The 13,750-nt window shown below is 70.1% G+C and carries 13 protein-coding genes; 6 read left to right on the top strand and 7 right to left on the bottom strand.

What is annotated here, in order from left to right:
- Positions 1 to 8: 8 nt before the first annotated feature.
- The 6 genes from GGR88_RS00870 (at position 9) to GGR88_RS00845 (ending at position 6,654) form a co-directional block, all read left to right on the top strand.
- Entirely contained in the window at positions 9 to 1,622 is a 1,614-nt protein-coding gene (locus GGR88_RS00870; RefSeq protein WP_245196398.1) for an NAD-dependent malic enzyme, read from the top strand.
- A gap of 115 nt (positions 1,623 to 1,737) precedes the next feature.
- Positions 1,738 to 2,019, top strand: coding sequence for a DUF427 domain-containing protein (locus GGR88_RS00865; protein WP_167954255.1), 282 nt, complete (start codon positions 1,738 to 1,740; stop codon positions 2,017 to 2,019).
- An 87-nt stretch (positions 2,020 to 2,106) separates the two neighbouring features.
- Positions 2,107 to 2,568, top strand: coding sequence for a MarR family winged helix-turn-helix transcriptional regulator (locus tag GGR88_RS00860; RefSeq protein WP_167952070.1), 462 nt, complete (start codon positions 2,107 to 2,109; stop codon positions 2,566 to 2,568).
- Complete coding sequence (locus tag GGR88_RS00855) at positions 2,559 to 3,950, top strand: efflux transporter outer membrane subunit (protein WP_167952068.1); 1,392 nt, start codon at positions 2,559 to 2,561, stop codon at positions 3,948 to 3,950. The genes GGR88_RS00860 and GGR88_RS00855 overlap by 10 nt, the downstream gene beginning before the upstream one ends.
- A complete protein-coding gene (locus GGR88_RS00850) occupies positions 3,947 to 5,107 on the top strand; it encodes an HlyD/EmrA/EmrK family protein (protein ID WP_167952066.1) in 1,161 nt (386 codons plus the stop codon). Before GGR88_RS00855 ends, GGR88_RS00850 begins: the two co-directional genes overlap by 4 nt.
- Complete coding sequence (locus GGR88_RS00845; protein ID WP_167952064.1) at positions 5,107 to 6,654, top strand: DHA2 family efflux MFS transporter permease subunit; 1,548 nt, start codon at positions 5,107 to 5,109, stop codon at positions 6,652 to 6,654. The genes GGR88_RS00850 and GGR88_RS00845 overlap by 1 nt, the downstream gene beginning before the upstream one ends.
- A 3-nt stretch (positions 6,655 to 6,657) precedes the next feature.
- Here GGR88_RS00845 and GGR88_RS00840 read toward each other — a convergent pair whose 3' ends face one another.
- The 7 genes from GGR88_RS00840 to GGR88_RS00810 form a co-directional block, all read right to left on the bottom strand.
- On the bottom strand, positions 6,658 to 7,452 hold the full coding sequence (locus tag GGR88_RS00840) for a metal ABC transporter permease (RefSeq protein ID WP_280742089.1): 795 nt from the start codon (positions 7,450 to 7,452) through the stop codon (positions 6,658 to 6,660).
- 32 nt (positions 7,453 to 7,484) lie between these two features.
- Positions 7,485 to 8,351, bottom strand: a complete 867-nt coding sequence (locus GGR88_RS00835) for a metal ABC transporter permease (RefSeq protein WP_342449681.1) — start codon at positions 8,349 to 8,351, stop codon at positions 7,485 to 7,487.
- Entirely contained in the window at positions 8,348 to 9,199 is an 852-nt protein-coding gene (locus GGR88_RS00830) for a manganese/iron ABC transporter ATP-binding protein (protein WP_342449680.1), read from the bottom strand. Before GGR88_RS00830 ends, GGR88_RS00835 begins: the two co-directional genes overlap by 4 nt.
- Positions 9,196 to 10,149: a metal ABC transporter substrate-binding protein gene (locus GGR88_RS00825; RefSeq protein WP_167952060.1), complete on the bottom strand. Its 954-nt coding sequence runs from the start codon at positions 10,147 to 10,149 to the stop codon at positions 9,196 to 9,198. The genes GGR88_RS00830 and GGR88_RS00825 overlap by 4 nt, the downstream gene beginning before the upstream one ends.
- Before the next feature lie 123 nt (positions 10,150 to 10,272).
- A complete protein-coding gene (locus GGR88_RS00820; protein WP_167952058.1) occupies positions 10,273 to 11,025 on the bottom strand; it encodes a TorF family putative porin in 753 nt (250 codons plus the stop codon).
- Positions 11,022 to 12,917 carry a methyl-accepting chemotaxis protein gene (locus GGR88_RS00815; protein ID WP_167952056.1) on the bottom strand — a complete coding sequence of 632 codons (1,896 nt, stop codon included), beginning with the start codon at positions 12,915 to 12,917 and terminating at the stop codon, positions 11,022 to 11,024. The genes GGR88_RS00820 and GGR88_RS00815 overlap by 4 nt, the downstream gene beginning before the upstream one ends.
- A 73-nt stretch (positions 12,918 to 12,990) precedes the next feature.
- The gene (locus tag GGR88_RS00810) at positions 12,991 to 13,749 is read right to left on the bottom strand and encodes a competence/damage-inducible protein A (protein ID WP_167952054.1); all 759 of its coding nucleotides are present in this window, start codon (positions 13,747 to 13,749) and stop codon (positions 12,991 to 12,993) included.
- Position 13,750: the final 1 nt, after the last annotated feature.

Here is a 13,750-nt window from a genome sequence, read left to right as displayed (position 1 = left end):
CGAGGACCATGACCGTTCAAACGCCTCCGCTCCATGCCGCCGCACGCGCGCTCCTCGCCGATCCGCTGACCAACCGGGGGACCGCCTTCACGGAAGCTGAGCGGGACCGGCTGGGCCTGCACGGCCTGCTGCCGCCGCATGTCTCCACGCTCGCCACGCAGATCGACCGGCGCCGCCGCGCGCTGGAGGCGCTGCCGGACGACTTCCACCGCTACGCCTTCCTGCGGGAGCTGCAGGACACCAACGAGGTGCTGTTCCAGGCGCTGGTGCAAAGCGACCTGCCCCGCATGCTGCCGCTCGTCTACACGCCCACTGTCGGGGAGGGTTGCCAGCGGTTCAGCGACATCTGGCGGCGGCCGCGCGGCCTGTTCCTCAGCTGGCCCAACCGCGGCCGGATCGCCGATATCCTGGCCGATCCCGCGCTCGACCGCGTGAAGGTGATCGTGGTGTCGGACGGCGAGCGGATCCTGGGCCTGGGCGACCAGGGCGCGGGCGGCATGGGCATTCCGATCGGCAAGCTCGCGCTCTACACGGCGTGCGCCGGGCTGCACCCGGCGGAGGTGCTGCCGATCCTGCTGGATGTCGGCACGGACAACGCCGCGCTGCGCGACGACCCGCTCTATGTCGGCTGGCGCCATTCGCGGGTGCGCGGGCCGGACTATGACGCCTTTGTCGAAAGCTTCGTTTCCGCGGTGGCCGATCGCTGGCCGCGCATCCTTCTGCAGTGGGAGGATTTCGCGGGCGAGAACGCGCAGGCCCTGCTCGCCCGCTACCGCGACCGGCTGGCGACGTTCAACGACGACATCCAGGGGACGGCCGCGACCGCCACCGGCACGCTCTTGTCGGCGGTCGCGCGCACGGGCGCGGCATTGTCCGACCAGCGGATCCTGCTGTGCGGCGCCGGGGCGGCGGGCACCGGCATTGCCACGCTTCTGGTGCGCGCCATGATGGCGGACGGCCTGCGCCCGGCGGAGGCACGCGCCCGCATCTGGGCCGTCGACCGCGATGGCCTCGTCATGGCCGGGCAGAACGGCCTTTCCCCGGCGCAACGCGACTTCGCGCGGGATCCCGCCGAGATCGCGGCGTGGTCCCTCGCCGCGCCCGGCCGGGCGACATTGCACGAGGTCGCAGCCGCCGTCGCGCCAACCGTTCTGATCGGGACGTCGGGGCGTCCGGGCATGTTCGACCGCCGGCTGGTCGAACTGATCGCGGACGGCTGCGCGCGACCGATCATCTTCCCCCTGTCCAACCCGATCTCGCACTGCGAGGCGCATCCGGCGGACCTGATCGCATGGTCGGGCGGGCGCGCGATCGTCGGCACCGGCAGCCCGTTCGGCGTGCCCGGCGTGGCGCAGGTCAACAACGTCTATATCTTTCCCGGCGTCGGGCTGGGTGCGCTGGTGGCCGGGGCGCCGCGGGTCACCGACGGCATGTTCCTCGCCGCCGCCCGCGCCCTTGGCACCATGTCGAGCGACGACGGGCTGCTGCCCCCGGTGTCGGACCTGCGCCGCGTCGCCGTCGACGTGGCGGTGGCGGTGGCCGCCGCCGCCGCGGCCGAGTTCGCGCTGCCGCCTGTCGACCGGCAGGCGATCCTCCGGTCGATGTGGACGGCCGTCTACTGAGCGGCCGACGGATCGCAGGCGCGGCATCGGCGTTGCCGACCGAGACGGGACTCCGCGACCGCGCCTAATCGCCGATCGTGGGCGGCTCGTTTGTCATAGCATCGGGAGCATCATGATGGTCGAGGCACGGTGGAACGGCGCGGTGATCGCCAGCAGCGACGACACGGTGGTCGTGGAAGGAAACCATTATTTCCCGGCGGAGGCTGTCGATGCCGCCATTCTCCGGCCGAGTGACACGACCAGCGTCTGCCCGTGGAAGGGCACGGCGCATTACCACAGCCTGGCGGTCGGCGGCGCCGAGAACCGGGACGCCGCCTGGTATTATCCCGACCCGAAGCCGGAGGCCGAGAGCATCCGCGGTCGCATCGCGTTCTGGAAAGGCGTGACCGTCGGCTGAGGCGCGGAGGGCGACCGATTTCATCAAACCGGCTTTGCCTGTTGAAAGACTATTGACTGCCTGGGCAACTATTGCCAAGGCAACCACATGCCCTTCTACTCCGAAGCCTGCTTCGATCCCGACAATTCGATCGGCTATCTCGTGCGCCGCACCAACCAGCTTGGCGCCGCGGCGCTCGAGCCGGTGTTTGCCGACCACGGGCTGACCTACACGCAGTGGCAGGCGCTGGTGTCGATCTGGTTCGGCCGGGGGATGACGGCCGCCGATCTCGCCCGTGACCTTGGCCACGACAAGGGCGCGACCACGCGCCTGGTCGACATGCTGTCGGACAAGGGCTGGATCACGCGGGAACCGAGCCCCGACGATCGGCGCCGCATCGCGCTTGCGCTGACCGATGCCGGCGAAGCGGTGACGCTGGCATGCAAGAAGGACGTGGTCGCATGCTGGAACCGGTGGCTTTCCGACTGGCCGCAGGAGGACGCACGGACGCTGATCCTGCTCCTGCAGCGGCTGCGCGCGACCCTGGTCGAGGCCGGCCCATGCGCCTGATCCCGCTCGCGCTGCTCCTCGTCGTCGCCGGCTGTGCCGCGCCCGCGACCCGGCAGGCCGTGGCCCTGATCCCGCCGGCCGACCTCGGCCTCGCCGGTGCGACCCCGGCGATCGCGCCTGACTGGTGGCGCGGCTTCGGCGATCCGCAGCTCGACCGGCTGGTGGACGCCGCCGTCGACGGCAATCCCAGCCTCGATACGGCGTTGGCGCGCGTCCGCCAGGCGGAGGCGCTGCTTGCCACCCGCACTGGCGCCACCGATCCGTCGGTCACGCTCGACGCGCAGGGCCAGGTCGCGCGGCTGTCCGGGCGCTACACCATCCCCCCGCCCTTTGGCGGCACGGTCCGCTTCGTCGGCACGGGCCTCGCCAACCTCAACTGGAACCTGGACCTGTTCGGGCGCCAGCGATCGGCCATCCGGGAAGCGCGCCAGTCGGCCGCGGCGGCAGCGCTGGACGTGGCGGCGGCGCGCCTGTCGCTGTCGGGCGCGGTGGTCGCAACCTATCTGGACCTGGCCCGGGCCGAGGCGCAGGCGCGCATCGCCCAGCGCACGGTCGCCACCCGCGAAGGCAATCTCCGGCTGGTCGGCACTCTCATCAGCAACCGGCTGGCGAGCGAGATCGACCGGGAGGCTGCAACCACGCTGCTGGCGCAGGCGCGGCAGGCGGCCGTGCGGGCGGAGGCTGCCAACGTGCTGGCGCGCAACGCGCTGGCGGCGCTCGCCGGGCGCGGGGCCGATTTCGGGCGCACCCTCGGCCCCACCGCGCTTCGGCTGGATGCCGGGCTGCCGCTGCCGACGACCGTGCCTGCGGACCTGCTGGCCCGTCGCGCGGACATCGCCGCGGCAGAACGGCGCGTCGCCGCCGCTGCCGAAGGACGCGAGGTCGCACGGCGCGCCTTCTACCCCAACGTCAATCTGGCCGCGCTTGCGGGTCTGCAGGCCGTCGGCATCGGCAACCTGTTCGATCTTGATGCGGGCACGGCCGGGGTGGGGCCTGCGCTCAGCCTTCCCCTGTTCGACGGGGGGCGGCGGCGGGCGGACCTGGACGGCGCCGTGGCCGCGCTGGACCTTGCCACCGCCGACTATAACGAGCGCGTGATCGGCGCCGTGCGCGAGGCTGCCGACGGCATCGCACAGGTTGGCGCGATCCAGGCCGACCGCGCGGCGCAGGCGGACGTTCTGCGCGGCTACCGCGAAACCGGCCGCCTCAACGCCGTCCGCGTCTCGTCCGGGCTATCGAGCCGGCTCGACCTGATCGACAATGACATCCGCACGCTCGCCGCCGAGCAGGCGGGCGCCGACCTTGCCGTCGATGCGGCACAGGCGCGCGTCCGGCTGCTGCTCGCGCTCGGCGGCGACTTTTCCCAGGAAAGCACTCGATGACCGACACCGCCGCCCCAGCGCCCGCCGCCCCGGCGGGCAACCCGCGCGCCCGCCGTCGCGGCTTCCTGATCCTCGGGATCATCGTCCTCGTGGCGGCGATCGTCTGGGCCGTGTTCCACTTCCTGCTGTCCGCTCCGGAGGAGGAAACGGACAACGCCTATGTCGCCGGCGACGTGGTGGCGATCACCGCGCGCGATCCGGGCACCGTGCTCGCCATTCATGCCGACAACACGCAGACGGTGCGCGCCGGCCAGCCGCTGATCGAGCTGGATCCCGCAACCGCCGATGTCGCGCTTGCGTCCGCGGAGGCCGATCTTGCCCGCGCCGTCCGCGCCACCCGGTCGAGCTTCTCGGCCGTGGACGAGGCGGGCGCGGCGGTGGTGCAGGCGGAAGCGCAGCTGGCCGAGGCCCGCGGCGACTATCAGCGGCGCCGGGGTGCCGACGCCGCCGGTGCGGTCTCCGGCGAGGAACTGGCCCACGCCGCCGACCAGCTCCGCGTCGCGGCCGCCAACCTGCGGCTGGCGCGCAGCCGTCAGACCCAGTCGCGCACCACCGTGCAGGGCACCACCGTCGAAACCAACCCGCAGGTCATGGCCGCTGTTGCCGCCTATCGCCGTGCCGCCATCACCCGCAGCCACATGCAGGTCGCCGCCCCCGTCGGCGGCGTGGTGGCACAGCGTACGGTGCAGCTTGGCCAGCAGGTCGCCGCGGGAACGCCGTTGATGTCGGTGGTCCCGCTCGACCGGCTGTGGATCGACGCCAATTTCCGCGAAACGCAGCTGCGCGACCTGCGGATCGGGCAACCCGCCACCATCATCGCCGACACCTATGGCGACGACGTGGTCTTCCATGGCCGCGTGGTGGGCGTGGGCGCTGGCAGCGGCAACGCCTTTGCGCTGCTGCCCGCGCAGAACGCCAGCGGCAACTGGATCAAGATCACGCAGCGCCTGCCCGTGCGCATCATGCTCGACCCGCGGGAGCTTCGCGCCAACCCGCTGCGTGTCGGACTGTCGGCGACGGTGACGGTCGACACCGCCGATCGCAGCGGTCCGCGCCTCGGTCAGCCCGGCAGGGCGGCCGCCGCCTCGCTCACCACCGCCGCCGTCGATCCGGCGACCGACGCCCGCATCCGCCAGATCATCGCGGCCAATCGCTGATGGCCGGCACCCCGCAGGCGGAGGGACCGGCGCCGCTCGCGGGGGGTGCGCTGGCGATCACCGCCTTCGCGCTCGCGCTCGGCACCTTCATGCAGGTGCTGGACACCACCATCGCCAACGTGTCGCTGCCGACCATCGCCGGCAACCTGGGCGTGTCCAGCGACAATTCGACCTGGATCGTCACCGCCTTCGCCGTCGCCAACGGCGTGGCGGTGCCGTTGACCGGATGGCTGATGGGCCGCTTCGGCGTCGTCAGGACCTTTGTCGTCTCCGTGCTGCTGTTCACGGCCGCGTCGTTCCTGTGCGGGATCGCCTGGAACCTGTCGTCGCTGATCATCTTCCGCGTGCTGCAGGGCGCGGTGTCCGGGCCGATGATCCCGGGCAGCCAGGCGCTGCTCATCTCCATCTTCCCGCCACAGAAGCGCGCAACCGCGCTCGGCATCTGGTCGATGACCACGCTGGTCGCGCCGATCATGGGGCCGATCCTCGGCGGCTACATCTCCGACAATTATCACTGGAGCTGGATCTTCCTGATCAACGTGCCGTTCGGCTTGTTCTGCGGGCTGATCTGCTGGCGCAACCTGTCCGCACGCGAGACGCCGACGCGCAAGCTGCCGATCGACCGGGTCGGTCTGGTCATGCTGGTGCTGTGGGTGGGTGCGCTTCAGGTGGTGCTCGACCTCGGCAAGAATGACGACTGGTTCGCCTCCGACCGCATCGTCATCGCGGCCATCGTCGCCGGCATCGTGTTCGTCGCCTGGCTGATCTGGGAACTGACGGATGCCAATCCGGCGGTGAACCTGTCGCTGTTCAAGAGCCGAAATTTCGCGATCGGCACGATCGCCTTCTGCCTCGGCTATGCCGTGTTCTTCGCCAACACCCTGCTGCTTCCGCTGTGGCTGCAGACGCAGCTTGGCTACACCGCGACATGGGCGGGGCTGGTGGCGGCGCCGTCGGGGCTGGCGGCCGTCATCCTGACGCCGTTCGTGGCGAGGATGAGCGGCAGGATCGATGCCCGCATCCTGGCAACGGTGGCGTTCGCGTCGTTCGGCGCCTCCTATTACCTGCGGTCGGGCTACACCACGTCGGCGGGCTTCTGGGACCTGACGCTGCCCTTGATGGTGCAGGGCATCGCGATGAGCACCTTCTTCCTTGCCATGCTCACCATCTCGCTTGACCGCATCCCGCCCGAACAGCTGCCATCGGCGACCGGCATCTCCAACTTCGCGCGCATCACTGCCGGCAGCTTCGCCGCGTCGCTGGTGACCGTCGCCTGGGACCGGCGCGAGGCGCTGCACCAGAGCCGCCTGGCCGAGGCGATCGGCCAGGGCAGCCCGCTGCAGCTTGCGCGCGACGCGCTGACCGGGTTGGGGCTGTCGGACACCCAGGCGGCGGCAGCGGTCACGCGGCAGATGGTGGGACAAGCCTATCTGCTGGCATCCACCGACATCTTCTGGATCTCGGCATGGCTGTGCGTCGGCATGACCGTGCTCGTCTGGCTGACGCGGCGCGCGAGCCCGCCGTCCGGGCCGATCGCGGCAGACTGAGGATCAGGCGAAGTCGGCTGCGGGCTGCGCCGGGATCGACCGCCGAACCAGCGCGCCGCCGAACATCGCCGACAGGATCAGGACGATCGTCGGCGCGGGCGCGCTGTCGAGGAAAAAGCTCAGATAGATGCCGGCGCCGCTTGCGATAACGGCGGCGAAGACCGCGATCCCCATCATCCGGCCGAAGCGGTCGGTCAGCAGGAAGGCGATGGCGCCCGGCGCGATCAGCATGGCAACCGTCAGGATGATGCCGGTCGCCTTCAGCGCGCCGACGACGACTAGCGAAAGCACGCAGAGCAGGCCGTAATGAAGCAGGCCCGTCCGCAGCCCCAGCGCCCGCGCCTGCTGCGGGTCGAAGGCGTGGAGCAAGAGGTCGCGCCACTTCAGCAGCAACAGCCCGCCGGTGACCAGTGCGATGCCGCCGGTTTCCGCGATCTCGCCCCAGCTGACCCCCAGCATGTTGCCGAACAGGATGTGGTCGAGGTGCACATCCGTCTCCACCTTGCTGTAGAGGACGAGGCCCAGCCCGAACATTCCGGAGAACACGACGCCCAGCAGCGTGTCTTCCTTCACCCGGCTGTTCTGCCGGAGGTAGCCGGTTGCCAGCGCGCAGCCGAGCCCGGCGACAAAGGCGCCGGCGGCCAGCGGCAGCCCGGCGACATAGGCGAGGACGATGCCCGGCAGCACGGCATGGCTGACCGCGTCGCCCATCAGCGACCAGCCCTTCAGCACCAGGAAGCAGGACAGCAATCCGGCCGGCACCGCCACCAGTAGGCCGATCAGGAAGGCCTGCTGCATGAACGGAAAAGCGAAAGGGGCCAGCAGGTCGATCATGCGCCGGCGGCCGCCCCCGTCTCGGCAGCACGGCGGCGCCGCGATGCGAGCAGGCCGTGCTTCGGCGCGAACAGGAATGCGGCAAGGAAGATCGCGGTCTGCAGCACCACGATCACGCCGCCGGTCGCCCCGTCGAGGAAGTAGCTAAGATAGGCGCCAACGAAGCTGGTGATGCTGCCCACCGCCACGCTGATCGCGATCAGGCGGGGAAAATGATCGGTCAGAAGGTAGGCGGTCGCGCCCGGCGTCACCACCAGCGCGATCACGAGAAACGCGCCCACCGTCTGCAGCGCCGCCACGGTGCAGGCCGCCAGCAGGCTGAAGAACAGCAGCTTCAGCGCGGCCGGGTTGAGGCCGACGGCACGGGCGTGGTTCTCGTCAAAGAAGGTCAGCATCAGGTCCTTCCACTTGGCGAGCAGGATCGCGAGCGAGACGCCGGCGATGATGACCAGCTGCAGCGTGTCCGCCGCCGTGACCGCCAGGATGTTGCCCAGCACGATCGTCTGCACGTCGACCGCGGTCGGCGATACCGACACCATGAAAAGGCCGAGCCCGAAGAAGGTCGTGAAGATGAGGCCGATGATCGCGTCTTCGCGCAGCTTCGTCCGGCGGTTCAGGAACAGCATGGCGCCTGCCGCCAGCCCGCCCGAGAGGAATGCGCCGAACGCGAACGGAAGGCCCAGCATGTAGGCGCCGGCCACGCCCGGCACGATCGAATGGGACAGCGCGTCGCCGATCAGCGACCATCCCTTCAACATCAAATATGCCGACAGAAAGGCGCACACGCCGCCCACCAGCGCGCTGACCCACATGGCATTGGCCATGTAGCCATAGTCGAACGGCGCCAGCATGAGCTCCGTCACGGGTCGCGCCGCCGGGCGGCCGCCTCGTCATAGACGACAAAGGGGCTTTCATCGTCGAACAGCAGCGTTGCCGTGCGCTCGGCGCCATCATCCTGCCCCGGCAGCACGAAACGCCGAAGCCCGCCGCCGAACGCGCGGCGCAGATTGGCTTCCGTGAAGATCTCCGCGGTCGGGCCGCTCGCCAGCACGGTCCGGTCCAGCAGCACCGCGCGGTCGCAGAACTGCGGCACGCTGCCGAGGTTGTGGGTGGACACCAGCATCACCCGGCCCTCGTCGCGCAGGACGCGGAGAAGGTCGATGATCGCTTCCTCCGTTGTCACGTCGACGCCCGTGAAGGGTTCGTCGAGGAGGATCATGCGCCCGTCCTGCGCCAGCGCGCGGGCCAGGAACACGCGCTTCTTCTGCCCGCCCGACATCTCGCCGATCTGCCGCCCGGCAAAGGCGGTCATGCCGACCCGGGCGAGCGCGTCGTCGACGGCCGCGCGGTCGGCCGCGCGCGGTCGCCGCAGCGGCCCCATGCGTCCATAACGACCCATCATCACCACGTCGCGGACCAGGACGGGGAAGGTCCAGTCGACATCCTCGCTTTGCGGGACATAGGCGACCAACCCGTCCTTCAGCGCACGGGCAACCGGACGGCCGAGCACCGACACGCTGCCGCCGCGCACAGGCACGAACCCCATGATTGCCTTGAACAGCGTCGACTTCCCGCTGCCGTTGACCCCGACAAGGGCGGTGATGCTGCCGGTCGGCACCGTGAAGGTTGCGTCCATCAACGCGGTGTGGCCGTTGCGATAGGTCACGGTGGCGTTGCGGACGTCGAGGCCGCTGGCGATCGCCTCCGTCACGACAGGCCTTCGGCGATCCGGTCGGTGGTGGTGCGCAGGAGGTCCAGATAGGTCGGCACCGGCCCGCCTTCCTCGCTCAGGGAGTCGACATACAGCACGCCGCCGTATCGCGCGCCCGTCTCGCGGGCGACCTGCCGCGCGGGATTTGGGGAAATGGTGCTTTCGCTGAACACGGCCGGGATGCGGTGGCGGCGCACCTGATCGATCACGGCCCGGACCTGCTGCGGCGTGCCCTGCTGGTCGGCATTGATCGGCCACAGGAACAGCTCGCGCAGCCCGAAGTCGCGCGCCAAGTAGCTGAACGCCCCCTCACTGGTGACCAGCCAGCGCCGATCGGCCGGGACGGCGGCGAGCCGCTGACGGATCGGCGCGACCACGGCCTCGATGCGGCCCTTGTACGCAGCCGCATTGCGGCGGTAGGTCGCCGCGTTTGCCGCATCCGCCGCCGCCATCGCCGCTGCGATATTGTCGACGTAGGTGAGCGCGGCCTGCGGCGACATCCATGCATGGGGGTTCGGCCGTCCACGATAAGGCCCCGATCCGATGCCGATCGGCGCGACCCCGGTCGAGATCACGGCAGACGGCAGGTTGCCGAGATTGTCGAGGAATTGCGCGAACCAGGTTTCCAGGTTCAAGCCGTTCCACAGGATCAGCCCGGCATCACGCGCCCGCACGAGGTCGCCGGGCGTCGGCTGATAGTTGTGGATCTCGGCGCCGGGCTTGGTGATCGATTCAACGGTGGCGGCATCACCGGCGACGTTGCGCGCCATGTCGGCGATGATCGTGAAGGTGGTGACGACCTTCAGCCGGCCATCGCCAGCGCCCGGCGATCCGCCGCCGCCGCACCCCGCAAGCGCCGACAGGCCGATGATCGCCGCGCCGCCGATCAACTGGCGGCGCGTGCAGATCGCGGGCGCGACAACATCCCTCTCGGTCGGATCGAACGCCATGCGCCACACCTAGTGCGGCGCACCTGCTTTGCAATTGGGTAATATCTTAGCGGTGGCTAAGTTCGGCAAGTGTCACGCGTTGTGCCCCCCTGCCCCCGCACGCGGCCAGCCCTGAAGCGACCCTTAGAAGTCGAGCGAAACCGAGCCGACGATCTTGCCGACATGCTCTCCGTCTGCCGGGTCACCGTAGGTCGCGCCGACCCATGCGATGGAAAGGGTGAGCGGCTCCTGCGCCACATCCGCGGCGATCAGCCAGTCGACCTTGCTGCCCTCACCCACATTGACGCCCCGCTCGCGTCCGACATGGCCGCGCAGCGTCAGCGGCGTGCGCGGCACCGCCATCTCCGTTTCGGCGAACAGGTAAAGGCCGTCACCCGCTCCGAGCGCCACCTGCTCGGGCGCATAGCTGATCCCGGCCCGGATCTCGCCCGTTGCCACGGCGATGCCGCCCGTCGCGTGCAGCTCGATGCTGCTCGATTGACGGGCACCGGGATAAAGATAGGAGATGACCCCGGCGTCCAGGCCGATCCCCGCCAGGTCGAAGCGGTAGCCGCCATACAGGTCGACCTCGACATCGGCCCCGTCATAGGCCGTGCTGTTGGACGCGAACGTCCCGGCATAGAAGCCGCTGGGCGCGGCGACCTCCACGCTCGCCTGGATGGCGGGATCCCCGTCCGACTGGCTGACCCCGCGGAACACATAATCGCTGACCACCGACAGGTTGGCCGACAGGCTGGTCGCCTCCTCCGGCGGCATGCCGGCGGGCACGGCTGCCGGATCGCGGTTCGGACGGGGGCCGGTCGCGCGCTCCGCCAACCCGGCAGCGGGCATCGCCAGGACCATGGGCGGTGCGCCATGATCCTGCAGCGCGATCATGCCGCCTCCAGGTGGCGCACGAACGCGGCGACGCCGCTGTCCAGCGACCGCAGCGTTTCGGAAAGCTGCATCGCCACTTCGTCCATCCGGTCGGCGGCCTCGTGCCCGGCGGCGACCGCGGAATGCGCGTCCGCGATCGCCGCGGCCGTCGCCCGGCCGGTGTCCGCCACCCGGTCGATGCCGCCGCCGATCCGCACCATGCCGTCCACCTGCCGCCGCACCGCATCGCCGATCGCGCCCGACGCCTGCTCCGTGCGCCGCATGGCATCGGTGATCGTTTCCACCAGCGCCACCGTGTCCCCGGCATGGCCGCGCAGTCCGGACAGCTGCTCCGACACCTTCTTGGTCAGGTCGGACGTGCCGTCGGCCAGCAGCTTGATCTCACGCGCGACGACGGCAAATCCCTCGCCTGCCGCACCCGACCGGGCCGCTTCGATCCGCGCGTTGAGCGCCAGCATGTTGGTCTGTTTCGCCAGCGAGTCGATCGCGTCCACCACCGTGTCTACTTCGTCGAGGGAAGCGGAGAGCGCGGCCACGCTGCCGCCGATCCGGCTGGCGTCAGCACCTGCGCGGCGAACCTCGCTAAGCCCGTCGGCGGTGTCGCGGTCGATCTGGTCGCCGGCCTCCGCACAGGCACGCGCATCCGGCACCAGCGTGTCGAGGCAACGCTGCGTCTCCGCGACGGAGGCGGTCGCCGCCGTGACCAGCGCGCCGAGCTGCCCGGCCTGCTCGCGCATCCGTTCCGATGCGACCGCCAGCATCATGCCCTGCTGGCCCAGCGTCGCGAGCACGGGTGCCAGCCCGCGCTCAAGATCGCGCCGCGCCTCGGCCAGGGCTGCCGCGCGCGACGCCGCCACGCGCCCTGATAGGGCGTCGTTCTCCGCGCGAACCTCCATCACCACCGTTTCCAGGCGCCGCTTGGCCTCGGCATCCGCCGCGGCAGCGGCGTCCTGCGCCGTGGTCAGGGCGGAAAGCGCGCGCCGGGCCTCCGCTGCGTCTGCATCCGCTTGTGCGGTGGCCTGGCGTGTCTGCTCGATCGACAGCCGGCAGCGACGCAGGACCCCCGCCGCCACGCCCGCGAGCAGGAGGATCAGCAGCCCGAGGACCGGCAGGGCACGGTTCCGCATCGCGGTCCCGGGCTTTGCCGCCGCCCAGGTCAGATGGCCGGCCTGATCGTCTGCGGTCATCCGCAGGGTGTGCGATCCGTCGGCATCGGCCGGTGCGCCGGGGGCGAAGCGAAGCGCGTCGATCCCGCGTTCGCGGCCAAGCGTAGACAGCTGCTGCGGCGACAGGACGTCCACCATGAGCAGATAGGTCGCAGGGCCTGCCGGCAAGCGGACGCGCCCCGGATGCGGAATGATGGCCGCGATGCTGTAGATTGCCAGTCGCCCGTTCACGAGCACCTGGCCGGTGCGCCGCACATCCCTGCCCGGCGGCGTGCGGCGAAGCGCAGCGAGCTCCTGATCGAGCACGGGGCCAAGCACGCTGCGCGCATCGGCCCGCGTCACCCGATCCCCGTCGCTGGCAAAGACGGTCCGATCACGCGCATCGATGACGAAGCTGTGTTCGTAGCCTTGCGCCTCGAACAGATAGGGTCCGATGTTGTCGGCCGCCCAGTCCATGTCGAGATCCGTGACGAGGTACGTCACCGCATCGTCCCAGGTGGCGTAATCGCTCATGTTGCGCGCCATGAAGTCCATGCGGCTCCAGACGAGCAGCCGCGCCATCTCCGCTTCCTGCCGCGCCTGGCGGATGTCGGTCACGCTGGTCAGCCACAGGAGAAGGCCGATCATGACGGCGCCGGCTGCGACAAGAACCGCCGCGAGCGGATACAGGAAGTGCCGCCGGTAGTCGGCCTGCACGGCGTCTTCGCTGGTCCGGGAAAGTAGCACCCCCTTCCCTTGACCAGGATTAGTTAAAAAAGCCGCCTGCTTGGCGGGCTTCCATATCCGCCACGCTGGCGGATCAGATGGCGTCGGCGGCCACCGTGATGCCCAGCGCCTCAAGCGCGGCCGTCAGGTCCCCGGCGCAGGCATCCAGGCGGTCGGCATCGACCGACCGGATCACGAAGTTTGCGCCCACGCGCCCGTCGCGAAAGAAGGGATAGCTACCGATCTGGCAGCCGGGATGGGCCTTTTCGGTATGCTGCAACAGCTCAGCGACCTCGCTCTCGGCCACCCATGCGCCGACGGTGCGCGACAGCAGCGGCGCGCCACCCTCCAGCGTTCCGCTGAGCGCCTCCAGCATCATCGCCGTGATGTGCGGCACGCCCGCCAGGATGTGGATGCGCCCATGGCGGATGCCCGGCGCCCCCGACATGCGGTTCTCGATCAGCGTCGCCCCTTCCGGAACCCGCGCCATGCGCAGCCGCGCATCGGTCAGGCCGCCGCGCGTCTCGTAATATCGCTCCAGGATCGCGCGCGCGTCCGGATGGACCACCACCGGGACGCCCAGCGCCTCGGCGATCGCATCCACCGTGATGTCATCATGCGTCGGCCCGATGCCGCCGGTGGTGAACAGATAGTCGTTGCGCGCCGACAGCGCCTGCACCGCCTCCACGATCACGGCCGTGACGTCCGGCACCACTCGCACCTCCGCCAGGCGGATGCCCTGCAGGTTCAGCCACAAGCCGATCTGCTGGACGTTCTTGTCGGCGGTGCGACCCGACAGGATCTCGTCGCCGATCACGATCAGGGCGGCCGTCCAGATGCGCGAGCTGTCCATG

The sequence above is a fragment of the Sphingomonas jejuensis genome (assembly GCF_011927695.1).
GTDB classification, from domain to species: Bacteria; Pseudomonadota; Alphaproteobacteria; order Sphingomonadales; family Sphingomonadaceae; genus Sphingomonas_K; species Sphingomonas_K jejuensis.
Note: the sequence above shows the minus strand (reverse complement) of the source record. Positions and strands in the feature narration are given on the sequence as shown.